The 14905-nt window shown below is 62.5% G+C and carries 14 protein-coding genes; 9 read left to right on the top strand and 5 right to left on the bottom strand.

Features of this window, described 5'->3' with window-relative positions; translation table 11 throughout:
* The first annotated feature begins 3 nt into the window (after window positions 1-3).
* The 8 genes from lptC to GJV26_RS11090 all read left to right on the top strand — a co-directional run bounded on the left by lptC (window position 4) and on the right by GJV26_RS11090 (window position 8220).
* Window positions 4-597: an LPS export ABC transporter periplasmic protein LptC gene (gene lptC, locus GJV26_RS11125; RefSeq protein WP_155708877.1), complete on the top strand. Its 594-nt coding sequence runs from the start codon at window positions 4-6 to the stop codon at window positions 595-597.
* 30 nt (window positions 598-627) lie between these two features.
* The gene (gene lptA, locus GJV26_RS11120) at window positions 628-1275 is read left to right on the top strand and encodes a lipopolysaccharide transport periplasmic protein LptA (RefSeq protein WP_155708876.1); all 648 of its coding nucleotides are present in this window, start codon (window positions 628-630) and stop codon (window positions 1273-1275) included.
* The gene (lptB, locus tag GJV26_RS11115) at window positions 1272-2036 is read left to right on the top strand and encodes an LPS export ABC transporter ATP-binding protein (RefSeq protein ID WP_229419263.1); all 765 of its coding nucleotides are present in this window, start codon (window positions 1272-1274) and stop codon (window positions 2034-2036) included. The genes lptA and lptB overlap by 4 nt, the downstream gene beginning before the upstream one ends.
* Before the next feature lie 6 nt (window positions 2037-2042).
* Entirely contained in the window at window positions 2043-3518 is a 1476-nt protein-coding gene (locus tag GJV26_RS11110) for an RNA polymerase factor sigma-54 (RefSeq protein WP_155708875.1), read from the top strand.
* 91 nt (window positions 3519-3609) lie between these two features.
* Window positions 3610-3984, top strand: a complete 375-nt coding sequence (gene hpf / locus GJV26_RS11105; protein WP_155708874.1) for a ribosome hibernation-promoting factor, HPF/YfiA family — start codon at window positions 3610-3612, stop codon at window positions 3982-3984.
* A gap of 157 nt (window positions 3985-4141) precedes the next feature.
* Window positions 4142-5224 (top strand): enoyl-CoA hydratase/isomerase family protein, encoded by a 1083-nt coding sequence (locus tag GJV26_RS11100; protein ID WP_155708873.1) that lies wholly within the window; start codon window positions 4142-4144, stop codon window positions 5222-5224.
* Between the two features lie 7 nt (window positions 5225-5231).
* A complete protein-coding gene (locus GJV26_RS11095) occupies window positions 5232-6218 on the top strand; it encodes an amidohydrolase family protein (protein ID WP_155708872.1) in 987 nt (328 codons plus the stop codon).
* A 355-nt stretch (window positions 6219-6573) separates the two neighbouring features.
* Entirely contained in the window at window positions 6574-8220 is a 1647-nt protein-coding gene (locus GJV26_RS11090) for a diguanylate cyclase (RefSeq protein ID WP_155708871.1), read from the top strand.
* A gap of 130 nt (window positions 8221-8350) precedes the next feature.
* Here the strand turns inward: GJV26_RS11090 and rapZ are convergent, their stop codons facing one another.
* From rapZ to queF, 5 genes are all read right to left on the bottom strand, one after another.
* Window positions 8351-9214: an RNase adapter RapZ gene (gene rapZ / locus GJV26_RS11085; protein ID WP_155708870.1), complete on the bottom strand. Its 864-nt coding sequence runs from the start codon at window positions 9212-9214 to the stop codon at window positions 8351-8353.
* A gap of 53 nt (window positions 9215-9267) precedes the next feature.
* The gene (locus GJV26_RS11080) at window positions 9268-10521 is read right to left on the bottom strand and encodes a cation:proton antiporter (protein WP_155708869.1); all 1254 of its coding nucleotides are present in this window, start codon (window positions 10519-10521) and stop codon (window positions 9268-9270) included.
* Window positions 10522-10972: 451 nt separating this feature from the next.
* Entirely contained in the window at window positions 10973-11908 is a 936-nt protein-coding gene (gene hprK / locus GJV26_RS11075) for an HPr(Ser) kinase/phosphatase (protein WP_130186459.1), read from the bottom strand.
* Window positions 11909-11942: 34 nt separating this feature from the next.
* Window positions 11943-12425, bottom strand: coding sequence for a PTS sugar transporter subunit IIA (locus tag GJV26_RS11070; protein WP_155708868.1), 483 nt, complete (start codon window positions 12423-12425; stop codon window positions 11943-11945).
* Window positions 12426-12742: 317 nt separating this feature from the next.
* Window positions 12743-13576, bottom strand: coding sequence for an NADPH-dependent 7-cyano-7-deazaguanine reductase QueF (gene queF / locus GJV26_RS11065; protein WP_155708867.1), 834 nt, complete (start codon window positions 13574-13576; stop codon window positions 12743-12745).
* Window positions 13577-13783: 207 nt separating this feature from the next.
* Between queF and GJV26_RS11060 the strand changes: the two genes are divergently transcribed.
* Window positions 13784-14896, top strand: coding sequence for an RNA-guided endonuclease InsQ/TnpB family protein (locus GJV26_RS11060; RefSeq protein WP_229419262.1), 1113 nt, complete (start codon window positions 13784-13786; stop codon window positions 14894-14896).
* The last annotated feature ends 9 nt before the right edge of the window (window positions 14897-14905 follow it).

Raw genomic sequence — 14905 nt, 5'->3', positions numbered from 1 at the left:
GCCATGCGCAACCAGCGAACCGCACACCGTTACCGCCTGTCGATCGGCATGCTGCTCGCGCTGTTCGGCGCCCTCGGCTCGTTCTGGCTGGTCGAGCTGATGAACCGTACCGGCGAGGCCATGGAGGCCGGCATCAAGGTCGACGAACCGGATTACATCGTGGAACACTTCTCGTTCGTGCGCATGACGAAGACCGGGCAACCCAGCTACATCATTTCGGGTGATAAACTGACCCACCGCCCGTCCGACGATTCGTCGGACATCGTCAAGCCCGTGGTGCGCAGCATTGCCGGCGACAAGCCGCCGATGGATATCCACGCCGAGCAGGCCCGCGTTGACCAGGACAACACGCGGGTGACGTTGACGAAGAACGTGAAGATCGACCGGGCCGCATCGCCCGCCGCGCGCGACATGCACCTGGCCACCGAGAAGCTGACGATTTACCCGGACGAAGACCGCATGGAAACCGACTTGCCGGTGCGGATGGAAAGCGGCGGTGCCACCGCCACCGGCATCGGCATGAAAGCCAACAATGCGACGCGCCAGCTGACGCTGGGGCAGGGCACCATCGTGTATCCGCCCCGTCCGAGGCAATAGGTCAAACAGAATTCGCAGATAGGAATCGAAATGAAGAAACTCATGCTGTCGGCGCTATTGCCGGTGCTGCTCCTGGGAGCGGCGGGCATTGCATCCGCCGAGAAGGCCGATTCGTACAAGCCCACCGAAATCAACTACGGCCGCCTCGATGCGGACGATGTGAAACAGGTGTACACCTTCACCGGCGACGTGACGCTGACCCGCGGCACGCTGCGGATGAAGGCCGACAAGGCGGTGGTCACCTACACGCCGGACGGCTACCAGCTGGCCACGCTGACCGGCGGTGGCAAGAAGGTGGCATTCCGCCAGAAGCGCGACGGCGAAGGCGACCAGTGGATGGAAGGCGAGGCCGACCGCATCGAGTACGATGAAAAGGCCGAACTGGTGAAGATGTATTCGAAGGCGAAGATCCGCCGGCTCGAAGGCAAGAAGCCGAGCGACGAGGTCGAAGGCGAGTTCATCTCGTACGACAGCCGCCGCGAGTTCTTCAGCGTGCGCAACACGAGCACCGGGGCCGACAAGCCGGGCGCCGGCCGCGGCACGATGGTGATCCAGCCGAAACGCACGGAACCACCCGCGGGCACGCCCGCCAACGCGCCCGCCGGTGCGCCCGCTGGTGCACCCGCAGTTGCCCCATCCTCCACCCAACCGCCGGCCGCGCCGGCAGCGGGGCAATGATGGCGCAGGCGGTGGAAGGCTGCGAAAGCACGCTGCTCGTGCGCGGGCTGCAAAAGAGCTACGGCAAGCGCCAGGTGGTGCATGACGTGTCGCTGCAGGTGGCATGCGGCGAGGTGGTGGGGCTGCTGGGCCCGAACGGCGCCGGCAAGACCACGTCGTTCTATATGATCGTGGGGCTGGTCGCGTCGGATGCCGGCACGATCGACCTCGACGGTACCGATATTTCCAGCCTGCCGATCCACAAGCGCGCCACCCTCGGCCTGTCGTACCTGCCGCAGGAGGCGTCGGTGTTCCGCAAGCTGACGGTGGAGGAAAACATCCGCGCCGTGCTGGAGATCCAGAAGGTCGACGGCAAGGGGCTCGGCAAGGCGGAGATCGACGAGCGCCTGAACGCGCTGCTGGCCGACCTGCAGATCGAGAAGCTGCGCGAGAACACGGCGCTGTCGCTGTCCGGCGGCGAACGCCGCCGCGTGGAAATCGCGCGCGCGCTGGCCACCAACCCCCGCTTCGTGCTGCTCGACGAGCCGTTCGCCGGCGTCGATCCGATCGCCGTGATCGAAATCCAGCGCATCGTGCGTTTCCTGAAAGGGCGCGGCATCGGTGTGTTGATCACGGATCATAACGTGCGCGAAACGCTGGGCATCTGCGACCGGGCGTATATCATCAATCAGGGCAGCGTACTGGCCTCCGGCCGACCCGACGACATCATTGCGGACGAGTCGGTACGCCGCGTGTATCTGGGTGAACATTTCCGTATGTGATCAGCCATGAAACAGTCTCTGCAACTCCGCACCTCCCAGCACCTCGCGCTGACACCGCAGCTGCAGCAGTCGATCCGCCTGCTGCAACTGTCCACGCTGGAGCTGCACCAGGAACTGGAGCAGCTGCTGACCGATAACCCGCTGCTCGAGAGGCTCGACGATCCGCTCGACCGCTCGGTGCGCCTGCTCGGCGATGGCGCCATCAACAATGCGCAGCCCAACGGCGAAGCGCCGCCGGAAGGGCCGCCGGCACAGGATGCGCCGGCGGCGGCCGAACCCGAGCCGTTCGAAGGCGGCGACGGCGAAGGCCTCGATGCCGGCGCCGGCGATACCGACTGGAGCAATGCCGGCAGCGGCAAGGGCCCGGACGACGACGATTCCCGCCCCCAGCTCGAAGCGAGCCACCGCAGCCTGCGCGAGCACCTGATGGAACAGATGCGCGTGACCGTGCTGGAGCCGCGCGACCGTGGGCTGGTCGAGCTGATCATCGATGCGCTCGACGACAACGGCTACCTCGAGGAAGGGCTGGAAGAGATCCATGCCCGCCTGCCCGAGGAACTGGAAATCGAGGCCGACGAGCTGCGCACCGCGCTGAAGCTGCTGCAGAGCTTCGACCCGGCCGGGATCGGCGCGCGCAACGCCTCCGAATGCCTGGCGCTGCAGATCCGGCGCATGTCGGGCGTGCCGCTGGTCACGCGGCGGATGGCGCTGTGCATCGTCGAGAAACACCTGCAGTGGTTCGCGCAGCGCGATTTCAACAAGCTGAAGAAGGCGCTCGACTGCGACGACGAAGACCTGCGCGAAGCGCAGGCCGTGATCCGCCAGTGCAACCCGCATCCGGGCGCCGCGTTCGCGGCCGACGTGTCAGACTACGTGGTACCGGATGTCGTCGTGAAACGGGGACGCAACGGCTGGATCGTCACGCTGAACAACGACGTGATGCCCCGCCTGCGCGTCAACGCGCTGTATGCCAGCCTGCTCAAGCAGGGCAAGGGCGAAACGCAGATGAATGCCCAGCTGCAGGAAGCCAAGTGGCTGATCAAGAACATGCGCCAGCGCTTCGACACGATCCTCCGGGTGGCCCAGGCCATTGTCGAGCGGCAGAAGAACTTTTTCTCGCATGGCGCGGTGGCAATGAGGCCCCTTGTGTTGCGTGAAATTGCTGATACACTGGGCCTGCACGAGAGCACTATCTCTCGGGTAACAACTCAAAAATATATGCTGACCCCGCACGGCATGTTTGAGTTGAAGTATTTTTTTGGCAGCCATGTCGCAACCGAAGCTGGTGGGGAAGCTTCCTCGACTGCGATACGGGCGCTGATCGTGCAATTCACAGGAGCCGAAGACCCGAAGAACCCTTTATCCGACAGTAAGATTGCGGACATGCTGGGTGAACAAGGCATGGTGATTGCGCGACGCACTGTTGCCAAATATCGCGAAGCATTGAAAATTCCCCCAGTCAGCCTCCGCAAGTCCTTGTAGAAATCCTGGTTGTGCTCGGGTTCCTCTACGCCTCCATGTCTTGTCAATGGAGACCGCATGAACCTGCAATATTTTCTTTAGGAGTGTGTGTATGAATCTGACCATCAGTGGACACCATATCGACGTAACCCCTGCCATTCGCGAGTATGTGCAGAGCAAGCTGGAACGCGTTAGACGTCATTTCGATCAATTGATCGATGTAAGTGTGATCCTGAGTGTAGATAATCTCACCGAGAAGGAAAAAAGGCAGAAGGCGGAAATCAACCTGCGCATGTCGGGCAAGACCGTGTTCGTGGAAAGTGTCGCGCACGACCTGTATGCGGCGATCGACACGCTGATCGACAAGCTGGACCGCCAGGTCATGAAGCACAAGGATAAAGTGCAGAACCACAATCATGAAACGATCAAGCACCTGAGCGAGAACGAGAGCGCAGGCGAGAGCGAGATTCCCGCGCCGGCTGCATAACGACCGCCGCAGGTACCGTGCAACAGAAGGGCGCTTGCAATGCGCCCTTTGTTATATCCGCATCATGTGTCCCATTTACATTCGGGGCAAAGCTTTCCGCCACATGGTTCGCATCCATGGCTAGAATGGGGCCATAACGACAACGATACGAGACACCATGACCGACCACGTCCATGCCAAGGTGGGTAACGACACCGGCTTCATTACCCTCGACCGGCCCAAGGCCATGAACGCGCTGTCGCTCGACATGATTCGGGCGATTACCGGCACCCTGCTGGACTGGCGCGACAATGACGACATTTCCGCCGTGGTCATCCGCAGCACCACCGAGAAGGCGCTGTGCGCGGGCGGCGACATCCGCTTCTTCCACGCGGCCGGTCGCGCCACGCCGCAGGGCGGCAGCGCGCAGATCGAGGATTTCTTCACCGAGGAATATGCGCTGAACTACCTCGTGCACTGCTTTCCGAAACCCTACGTGGCCGTGATGGACGGCGTGGTGATGGGCGGCGGCATGGGCATCGCCCAGGGCGGCCCGCAATGCGGCGTGCGGGTGGTGACGGACCGCACGCGGCTGGCCATGCCGGAGGTGAATATCGGCCTGTTTCCCGATGTGGGCGGCAGCTACTTCCTGTCCCGCGCGCCCGGCAAGCTGGGCGTGTACCTGGCACTGACGGCGCTGGCGATCGACGCGCCCGATGCCCTGTATTGCGGCCTGGCCGACCACTACGTGCCGGCCTCCGAATTGCCGCAGCTGGCCGACCTGGTCGGCTCCACGGCGGGTGCGGGCCTGCGCGAAGCGGTGGCGCTGTTCGGCCGCTCGCTGCGCCATGAAGCGGGCCCGTCCGCGCTGCAGGCGCACCGCGCGCTGATCGACGACCATTTCGCGCACCGCTCGGTGGACGAGATCGTCGCTTCGCTGCGCAGTGACGATCATCCGGTGGCGCGCACCGCGCTGGCCGCGATGGAGCGCCGCTCGCCGCTGATGATGCGCGTGACCTTCGAGATGATGCGGCGCGGTGCCACGATGGGCATTGCCGATTGCCTGCGCATGGAGCGCAACCTGGTGCGCCGCACGTTCGAGCACGGCGAAGTGATCGAAGGCGTGCGCGCGCTGGCGATCGACAAGGACAATGCGCCGCGCTGGAATCCGCCGTCGCTGGACGGTGTGACCGACGACATGGTGGCGCGCTTCTTCGAACCTGCCTGGCCCACGTGGGCCCACCCGTTGCGCCACCTGTGAGGCCGCCATGCACCGCCGCGCTTTCCTGACATTCTCCGCCGCCGCGCTGGCCGCGCCGGCCTTCGGCGCGGACCCGTCGCCGGCCGCCGGCCCGGTGCCCGTTGCGGATCACCACCAGCACCTGTTCAGTCCGGCGATGGCGCGGCTGCTCGATACCGGGGCCGGCGGGCCGCCAGCGATCGCCGCGAAGGATGTGATCGCGCTGCTCGATGCGGCCGGCATCCGGCGCGCCGTGCTGCTGTCGGTCGCCTACGTGTGGGGCAGCCCGTCGCGCAGGATCGACGACGAGCAGGCCAAGGTGCGCGCCGAGAACGACTTCAACGGGGCGCAGGCGGCCATGTACCCGGACCGGCTGCTGGCCTTCTGCAGCGTCAACCCGCTGAAGGACTATGCGCTCGAAGAGCTGGAGCGCTGCGCGGCGCTGCCCGGGCTGAAGCACGGCCTGAAGCTGCACTTCGGTAACTCGGATGTGCAGCTGGAGCTGCCCGAGCATGCGGCGCGGCTGCGCGACGTGTTCGCGGCCGCCAACGCGAAGAAAATGGCGATCGCCGTGCACATGCGGGCATCGGTATCGAAGCACCGGCCGTACGGCGCCGCCCAGGCCCGCGTCTTCCTCGAACAGCTGCTGCCCGCCGCGCCGGACGTGACGGTGCAGGTGGCGCACCTGGCCGGCACCGGCCCAGGCTACGACGACGCGCCGTCGGACGAGGCGCTGGGCGTGCTGGCCGCCGCGGTGGATGCGCACGACCGGCGCACGAAACGGTTGTGGTTCGACGTGGCCACGATGGCCAACCCGGAGATCACGCCGGCGCAACAGGCGAAGCTGGCGCAGCGCATCCGGCAGATCGGCACGGACCGCATCCTGTTCGGCTCGGACGCCGCCGCCGGCAAGAACCTGCGGCCCCGCGAAAGCTGGGCCGCGTTCCGGCAACTGCCGCTGACGGACGCGGAATTCGCGAAGATCGCGGGGAACCTGGCGCCGTATATGCGGTAGCGGCCGTCGCTGGAGGTTCAAGGCAGGGATTTCGCGGCGCATGCTTCGCGCACTGCGGAACAGTGCTTTCCGTTGCCAGACGGGGGGCGGCGCCACGATGCCCAGTTCCAGTGAATGCCGGGTGTTCGTCCTGCATCGGTACGACAGGACGGGCGATGGTCGGGCCGCCACGCGGCTTTTTCCTGTCCGGTTGTCCGATACACCACTAGTTTAGTTGTTCCCTGGCAACTAATTCTCATTGTAAAGGGCTATTGACCTGATAGTTGCTTTGTATCATGGTAAAGTGCAGTCCCTGCTCCATCCCCGCAGCTTCTTCAATACCAGGCCAAACCTCCCTGGTTATACGATTTTTGTTATGCCTGCCGAAGCTCGTGTTCGACATATCGCCATAGTTGCAGTCGTTGTCTCTGCCGTCGTGGCAGCTATCCCGTTTTTTATCAACAATCGCGTCAGCGAAGGTGTACCACAGCTCAAAATTGCGGCAGATCGCCAGACAGCCTACACAGATCTCCTGGGTATGTTGCGGGATGTGGAGTCTGGTCAGAGAGGCTTCGCGCTCAGCGGGATGGACGCTTTTCTCGATCCATACACAGCAGCAGTTCTCGAGATTCCGTCATTGAAGCGCGAGCTCCTGAAGGGGGCACTGGATGACAATGAGCGAGAGGCGATCAGGCAAATAAACGAGCTCACCGACGCCAAGCTGTCGAACGCAGCCGATAGCATTTTTGCACGCAGAAACCATGGCGCGACACCGGAGAGCCTGTATGCATCGACCGCGCTTGGCAAAGCGCAAATGGACAAGCTGAGGGCCCTCATCGGCAAGCAGATTACGTTGATGGCAGAGCGACGAAATCTCGCCCGGAAGACCCTGGTGGATGGATCGGCCCAGGTTGCGTATTACAGTGCCTTTGCGGGCTTGTTCAATGCTTTACTGCTTGGGACGGCGGTATTGAGCGTTCGCCGGCTTCTCAAAGATCGTGCGCTTGCTGCTGATAAGCTGAAAGAAGCTGTTGTGCTGGCTGAAACGCGCAACTCGATGATGTCGGGCAGTGCCCGCCTGCTACAGGCTCTTGACTCGGTGCAGACGCTCAATGACACCTCGGCGGTACTGACGCCATGCCTTACGGCTTTGTTGCCAAACGTGTCCGGGACGGTTTACCTGTACCGTGATTCCCAGGAAGTTCTGGAGCCGCTGGCGAATTTTGGCCACGATGAGGCGGATTCCGTCATTTCATCAGAAGACTGTTGGGCACTTCGCTTCGGTCGAGCTCATGATCACCACATCGATACCGATCTATGCTGCCACCACCTGCTCAGCGAGCCGCGAAAACACCATCTCTGTATCCCGATGGTGACCCAGGGCGCGGTACTGGGGTTAATGTCGGTTAAGGTAGACCAGCTGGAAGACAAGAATTTCGAGCTGCATCGTGAGCTGGTGAACGTACTGGCGGAACAGGTCTCGCTTGCATTGTCCAATGTCCGGCTGCGGGAAGCCTTGCGTGAACAGTCGATTATCGATCCGCTGACCGACCTGTACAACCGCAGGTTCCTTGAAGAGTCACTGAAACGCGAGCTCGCTCGTAGCGTGCGAAATCAGGCGTCGCTCTCCGTGATCATGTTCGATGTCGACCACTTCAAACGCCTGAACGATACCTTTGGGCATGATGCTGGCGACGTGGTCTTGAAGGCTGTCGCCACGGCCACGAAAGCCGCGGTGCGAAAGGCGGACATCGTTTGCCGATACGGCGGCGAGGAAATGATCGTGGTCATGCCTGATTGTTCGGAAGGCATGGCGATGGAACGGGCGGAGATGATCCGCCAGGCTATCGAAGCCGTGCGGATAGAGCACGATGGGCGTGATATCCCACCGGTGACAGCTTCGTTCGGCGTCGCGAGCCACCCGGTCTTCGGGCTGGATGGCGACGCCCTGGTCCGGGCTGCCGATGCGGCACTGTATGTAGCGAAACGCCGCGGCAGGAATAACGTCCAGATGGCTGCCTGAGAAGGGGTTCTCGCGCAGCGCAAGTTTATTAGTTTTGTTCGCGATGGCGTAGCCATGGTTTCGACGAGCCCTGCTCGTCGCTGGCGCAGCGGTGTGCGCTTGCAAGCGCACACTCCTTTGCACCGTCTAGCTAGGCTTGCTCACGGTGCCGCAGCACCACCCGCTCCGCCGCATTGAAATGCCTTGCCAGCCGCTCGGCCATGTACACCGAGCGGTGCTGCCCGCCGGTGCAGCCGATCGCCACCGTCAGGTAGCTGCGGTTGTCCGTCTTGAATGCCGGCAGCCATTTCTCGATGAAGCCGCGGATGTCGCCGAACATTTCCTCCGCGCTCGGTTGCGCATCGAGGAAGGCGATGACGGGCGCGTCGCGGCCGTTCAGTGGACGCAGCGCCAGGTCGTAGTACGGGTTCGGGATCGCCCGCACGTCGAACACGAAATCGGCATCCTGCGGCACGCCCACCTTGAACGCGAACGATTCGAAGAACAGCGTCAGCGGCGCATTCTCGCTCTCGACCAGTTCCTTGATCCAGGCGCGCAGCTTGTTGGCCGAAATTTCCGATGTGTCGATCACGTGGCCGAGCTGCTCGATGGCCGACAGCCGCTCGCGTTCCTCGCCGATGCATTCGATCAGCGTGCGGCGCGCGGCCGGATTCTGGCCGGGGCGCAGTTCGTGGGACAGCGGATGGCTGCGCCGCGTTTCCGAGAAGCGCGCCACCAGCGAATGCGTGTTCGCGGTCAGGAACATGATCTTCACGTCATGCCCCAGTTCGCGCAGCTTGCGCACGTCCGCCGGCAGGCTGGCCAGCGAGGCGGCGCTGCGCGCGTCGACCGCCACGGCCAGCGCGGCGGTGCCTTCGTCGGCCAGCGTGGCAACGAGGCTGGCCAGCAAGGCTGGCGGCAGATTATCTACACAGTAATAGCCGGTGTCTTCGAGAACATTCAGGGCCACCGATTTGCCCGAGCCGGAAATACCGGTAATGAGAACGATGCGCATGCGCGAATGATACCTGAAAAGAGCGCGGACCCCGATGGCCGCACGAGCGGCGCTCAGCGCCGCCAGAAACGGTCCAGCAGCGGTGTCACGCTGGTGCCGTGCATGACGATCGACAGCATGATGACGGCCACCGTGATGCCGGTCAGGCTGCGCGCCAGCGGTTCCGGCAAACCGTGGTTGATCGCATACATCAGGTAATACAGCGAGCCGATGCCGCGCACGCCGAACCACGCCGTGATGGCCCGCGAACGCGGATTGCCGCCGCCGAGCACGGCCAGCACGCTGACCGGCCGGGCCACGAAGAACAGGAACAGCGCGGTGGCCCAGCCGCGCCAGTCGTCGATCCAGACCACTGCCGCGCCGCCCAGCAGCAGCACCAGCGTCAGCTCCGACAGCCGCTCCAGGTGCTCCTTGAACAGCAGGGAGTTGGCCGAGATCGTGTCCTGGACCGGTTCCACGCCTTTCTCGGTGACGATGGCCTTGCCGCAGCGTGCCGCCAGCTTCAGCTCGGTCTGGCGCAGGGCCACCCCTGCCGCGAACACAGCGAGGAAGCCCCATGCCCCGGCCGATACCGTCAGGCCATAGGCGACGGCGATCAGGCCCAGGCCCATCAGGTCGTCCAGCACCTCGTGGGAGGGCCTGCACTGCCGCAACGCGTGGCTCGCCCGCGCCAGGCCGGCGCCGCAGGCGCCGCCGATCGCGATACCGCCGATGGTGCCCCACAGAAGTTCATGGCCGAGCCAGTGCAGGCCGTACGGGCCCAGGTCGTGCAGGCCGAGCAGGCCCAGGCCCAGCATCACGAACGGAAACGCGCTGCCGTCGTTCATGCCGGCCTCGCAGCTGAGGGTGAACCGCAGCGGGTCCCGGTCGCCCGCGTGGCGCAGCTGCACGTCGCTTGCCAGCACCGGGTCGGTCGGCGCCAGCATCGCGCCGAGCAGCACGCCGGCGCCGAGCGGCAGGCCCAGCACGTAATACGCGAACAGCGTCATCAGCAGGATCGAGATCGCCATCGCGCCCCATGCCAGCCGGATCGGTGCGAGCCAGCGCGGAACCGAGACCGGAACGGGCATCTTGATGCCCGCCGAGAACAGCGAAATCAGGACGGCCACTTCCGTCAGCACTTCGAGCAGCGGCGCCGTCTCCAGCGGATCGAACGAGAATATTCCCAGGCCGAGCGGGCCCAGCGCCAGGCCGACGGCGAGGTAGATCATCGCCGACGTGAACGGCAGATGGGCGATCGGCGTTCCCCACAGCCCGCGCGCCAGCATCAGGCAGCCGATCAGCAGGAACCACTGGTAAGTCGCCATGGAAGAACCCAGGTCCAAACGGCGATGGTATCGGCTTGCTAGCGAATGCGGCGCCAGCGATGAGTTAATACTGCAGAGGACTTCAGTCCCCGCTCATCGCTTGCCGTTGGTGGAGCAGGAAATTCGTGGGGCATCGCCCCGCGCCTGTGGAACGGTGATCGCTTGCAAGCGATCACTCCTTGGCAACGTTGCGATGGAGGGGACTTCAGTCCCCGCTCATCGCTTGCCGTTGGTGGAACAGGGAATTCGTGGGGCATCGCCCCGCGCCTGTGGAACGGTGATCGCTTGCAAGCGATCACTCCTTGGCAACGTTGCGATGGAGGGGACTTCAGTCCCCGCTCATCGCTTGCCGTTGGTGGAACAGGGAATTCGTGGGGCATCGCCCCGCGCCTGTGGAACGGTGATCGCTTGCAAGCGATCACTCCTTGGCAACGTTGCGATGGAGGGGACTTCAGTCCCCGCTCATCGCTTGCCGTTGCCGTTCCATGAACTCCTGCAGCGTATCGATACCGCGCAATTGCAGGATGGTATTGCGTACGGCCGCTTCCAGCAGCACGGCGATGTTGCGGCCGGCCGCGACGGGGATGACGACCTTGCGGATCGGCAGGCCCAGCACATCCTCGGTGGGGAACTGGAACGGCAGGCGTTCGACTTCTTCCTCGAGCGCCGAGCGGCGCACCAGGTGGACGATCAGTTTCAGGCGCATCTTGCGGCGCACCGCCGTCTCGCCGAAGATCGCCTTGATGTCGAGCAGCCCCAGCCCGCGCACTTCGAGCAGGTTCTGCAGCAGGGGCGGGCAGCGGCCTTCGATCATGTTGGGCGCGATGCGGGAAAACTCGACCGCGTCGTCGGCCACCAGGCCATGGCTGCGCGAGATCAGTTCCAGGCCGAGCTCGCTTTTACCCAGGCCGGAATCGCCCGTGATCAGTACGCCGACGCCCAGCACATCCATGAACACGCCGTGCATGATAATCCGTTGCGCCAGCTTCTTCGACAGGTACACGCGCAGGAAGTCGATCACCTGCGCCGCCGGCAACGGCGTGGAAAACAGCGGAATGTTCTTTTCGTCGCAGATCGCGAGAATGTCGGGCGGCGTTTCCAGCCCTTGCGCGACGATCAGCGCCGGCGGGCCGCCGGCGATCAGCTCGCCGATGACATGGGCGCGCGTGAGCGCCTTAAGCCGGTGGTAGTAGTTGATTTCCTGGTGGCCGAACACCTGGATGCGGCCGGGGTGGATCGTGTTCAGGTGGCCCACCTGGTCGGCGGCCGAAGCGGCGTCGCCGGAGATCGTGCGTTCGCCGCCGGGAAAGCCGGCGAACCAGCCCAGTTGCAAAGATTCCCGATTGTCGTCGTACAGGCGTTGGATCGTCAGGGGATTTTGCAGCATGGGCTTATCTTATGGAAAGAATAGAAGCTCCAGTTTAACCCGCCGCCTGCAGGCTGGGTTGCCAGTTGACGATACGGCGATAGACGGAACTGGGATCCGGATCGGTGGCAAGCGCCTGCCGGAATGCATCATCCGAAAACATTTCCGCGATTTCGGACAGGATTTCCAGGTGCTGCTGCGTCACGTGATCGGGAATCAGCAGGAAGAACAGCAGGTTCACGGGCTTGCCGTCCGGCGATTCGAACGGAATCGGCTCGGCCAGCCGCACGAACGCCGCCAGCGGCGACTTCAGCGTCTTCGCACCCTTCACGCGGCCGTGCGGCACGGCTACGCCGTGGCCTAGGCCGGTGGAGCCGAGACGTTCGCGGGCAAACAGATTGTCCGAAACGGTCGAGCGGGCGATACCGCAATTGTTCTCGAAGATCAGGCCTGCTTGTTCGAAAGCGCGCTTCTTGCTGGAGACTTCCAGGTCGAGCTGAACGTTTTCGGCGGATAGAATTTTACTCAGGTTGTTCATAACGCGACGTAATTGGTGCGGCGCACAAAGATGGCTGGCGAGCAGAATTATAGGCCTGTTTGTTCGCCGTGTAACCCGAAATTGCTCGGACCGGCAACTGTGCCGGGCCGGTGGCCGGCTCGTCCTGTCCAGGTTGAAAATTGATCGGAATGACCACGATCCCGCACTACGCTATTTCCACGTCAAAACAATGGCAAACACCGGCTATTCACTTGCAGCAGCCGGGTTTGACCAATTATTGCGCGTTTTTCAGGATCGTGCCGTTTGCATCCTGCAGCTGAGCATACTCCCAAGTGGCCAGCTTTGCGATGGCTCAATCATTGTCTTGCGTTGCGGAAATTCGTCGGGCGGCCGGCCCGGGTGAAATTGCTGCGCCATGGATTGATGTCGAGACCGCCACGACGGGTATAGCGGGCGTACACGGTCAGGTGCGACGGTTTGCATTCGCGCAGGATGTCGACGAAGATCCGCTCGACGCACTGTTCGTGGAACTCGTTGTGCTCGCGAAACCCGATCAGGTACTTCAGCAGGCTTTCCTGGTCGATCTGCGGACCCGCGTAGGTGATCTGCACGCTGCCCCAGTCCGGCTGGCCGGTGACCAGGCAATTCGATTTCAGCAGGTGCGACACCAGCGTTTCCTCGACCGGCAGTTCGTCGAAGTTCGCCCGCAGGATCGACGGCTGCGGCGAGTAATTGTCGACTTCGATATCGAGGCGGTCCAGCAGCATGCCTTCCAGTTCGCCCATCTGCAGCTTGCCGAACTCCTCCTGCATCGTCAGCACCACGTGCACGTTCGCGCCGGTGGCGGCGGACAGGTCCTGTTGCAGCAGGTCGCGCAACGCCTCCGGGCCGCCCAGCCGTGTCTGGTTGAACGAATTCAGGTAGAGCTTGAACGACTTCGACTCGATGATGTTCGGCGAATCGGCCGGTACCGTGATGCGCGCCACGGCCACCTGCGGCTTGCCGCGCATGTTCAGCCACGACAGTTCGTAGGCGTTCCACAGGTCGACGCCGAAGAACGGCAGTGTGCCCGAAAGGCCGAGCTCGTCGCGTTTGCCGATGCGCGGAATCGGAAACAGCAGTTCCGGCGCGTAATCGGTGCGGTAAGCGGAGTTCTTGCCGAGTGGGGAGTGTTCGGGAGCGTTCGACATGGCATGCCTTCAGGACGGGACAGCCTGCCATGGTAGCGGAAAACCCAAACCCGGGACAGTCCCGGTTTTCAGGACTGCGCTGGTGCCCAATTTACCAAAAAGCGTGTAAAGCTCCATCCTTCAGGGCGGAGATGTCAGCGCGGATATTCTTGGCCTATTGAGTTTTCGTTATAGCTTGCTATGCTGATTCATACAGTAAAAGCCAGTATGAATACCTCAAGTGCTGCTTCTGACATAATGCGTGTGCTCCGGCTTCGGCTGAAGGACAAGCACGCTTGCGTACTGCGTGCAAAGGCATTTTGGGTAAATCAGTGCTGGAATTATTGTAACGAAACATCCTACAAGGTATGGCAGCGCGAGCGGCGGTTTTTGTCAGGGTACGATCTCGACAAAATGACAACTGGCGCCAGTAAGGAAGGTGTCCCGCTGCACTCTCAAACCATCCAGGCGATAGGCCAGGAATATGCCAGGCGACGCAAGCAGTTCAACAAGGCGAAGCTGCGTTGGCGGAAATCAAGTGGTGCTCGCCGCTCCCTCGGCTGGATACCGTTCAAGGCTTCGGCGCTACGTTATCGAAATGGCCAACTATGGATGTCGGGAATCGATCAGGCACTCGGCCTTTGGGACAGCTACGGTCTCTCGAAATATCAATTGGGTGCTGGTTCCTTTTCAGAGGATGCGCGCGGCCGCTGGTATATCAACATCAATGTCAAGGTAGCGCGCGAGCCTCGATCGGCCGCAACGAATGCCGTCGGGATTGACTTGGGATTGAAGCATTTCGCCACGCTCTCGAATGGCGAAAAGATCGAGGCGCTGAAGCACTATCTGCACCACGAAGCCAAGCTTGCGATGGCCCATCGTGCAGGAAAGAAAAGGCTTGTCAAGACGATCCACGCGCGCATCGCGAACCAGCGCAAGCACCAGCACCATGTGAGAAGTACCGAACTTGTACAAAGGTTCGGTGCCATTTTCGTTGGCAATGTCAACGCGTCCGCCTTGGCGAAGACCAGAATGGCGAAATCCGTTCTCGATGCCGGCTGGTCGCAATTTAGAGCCATGCTCAGGTACAAAAGCGATAGCGCTGGTGTATGGTTCGATAAGGTCGACGAAGCGTTTTCTACTCAAGACTGTTCTGTGTGCGAGGCACGCAGCGGACCGAAAGGGCTGAAAGATCTTGAAATAAGAGTATGGACGTGCAATCGATGCGGCGCCATTCACGATCGTGATGTGAACGCCGCAAAGAACATACTCCGTCGCGGACATGCGACGCTAGCTGTAGGAATCCCCCTCCTTACCGCGCACGCGGCAGCTCTCCGCTAAGGTGGGGGA

Origin of the sequence: Pseudoduganella dura, assembly GCF_009727155.1 — a bacterium.
Lineage (GTDB): Bacteria > Pseudomonadota > Gammaproteobacteria > Burkholderiales > Burkholderiaceae_D > Rugamonas > Rugamonas dura.
This window is presented reverse-complemented; position numbering and strand designations above follow the sequence as displayed.

Excerpts from the sequence above, each read along its gene's own strand:
- lptC (WP_155708877.1), top strand. The coding sequence starts at position 4 with ATGCGCAACCAGCGAACCGCACACCGTTACCGCCTGTCGATCGGCATG.
- lptA (WP_155708876.1), top strand. The coding sequence starts at position 628 with ATGAAGAAACTCATGCTGTCGGCGCTATTGCCGGTGCTGCTCCTGGGA.
- lptB (WP_229419263.1), top strand. The coding sequence starts at position 1,272 with ATGATGGCGCAGGCGGTGGAAGGCTGCGAAAGCACGCTGCTCGTGCGC.
- GJV26_RS11110 (WP_155708875.1), top strand. The coding sequence starts at position 2,043 with ATGAAACAGTCTCTGCAACTCCGCACCTCCCAGCACCTCGCGCTGACA.
- hpf (WP_155708874.1), top strand. The coding sequence starts at position 3,610 with ATGAATCTGACCATCAGTGGACACCATATCGACGTAACCCCTGCCATT.
- GJV26_RS11100 (WP_155708873.1), top strand. The coding sequence starts at position 4,142 with ATGACCGACCACGTCCATGCCAAGGTGGGTAACGACACCGGCTTCATT.
- GJV26_RS11095 (WP_155708872.1), top strand. The coding sequence starts at position 5,232 with ATGCACCGCCGCGCTTTCCTGACATTCTCCGCCGCCGCGCTGGCCGCG.
- GJV26_RS11090 (WP_155708871.1), top strand. The coding sequence starts at position 6,574 with ATGCCTGCCGAAGCTCGTGTTCGACATATCGCCATAGTTGCAGTCGTT.
- rapZ (WP_155708870.1), bottom strand. The coding sequence starts at position 9,214 with ATGCGCATCGTTCTCATTACCGGTATTTCCGGCTCGGGCAAATCGGTG.
- GJV26_RS11080 (WP_155708869.1), bottom strand. The coding sequence starts at position 10,521 with ATGGCGACTTACCAGTGGTTCCTGCTGATCGGCTGCCTGATGCTGGCG.
- hprK (WP_130186459.1), bottom strand. The coding sequence starts at position 11,908 with ATGCTGCAAAATCCCCTGACGATCCAACGCCTGTACGACGACAATCGG.
- GJV26_RS11070 (WP_155708868.1), bottom strand. The coding sequence starts at position 12,425 with ATGAACAACCTGAGTAAAATTCTATCCGCCGAAAACGTTCAGCTCGAC.
- queF (WP_155708867.1), bottom strand. The coding sequence starts at position 13,576 with ATGTCGAACGCTCCCGAACACTCCCCACTCGGCAAGAACTCCGCTTAC.
- GJV26_RS11060 (WP_229419262.1), top strand. The coding sequence starts at position 13,784 with ATGAATACCTCAAGTGCTGCTTCTGACATAATGCGTGTGCTCCGGCTT.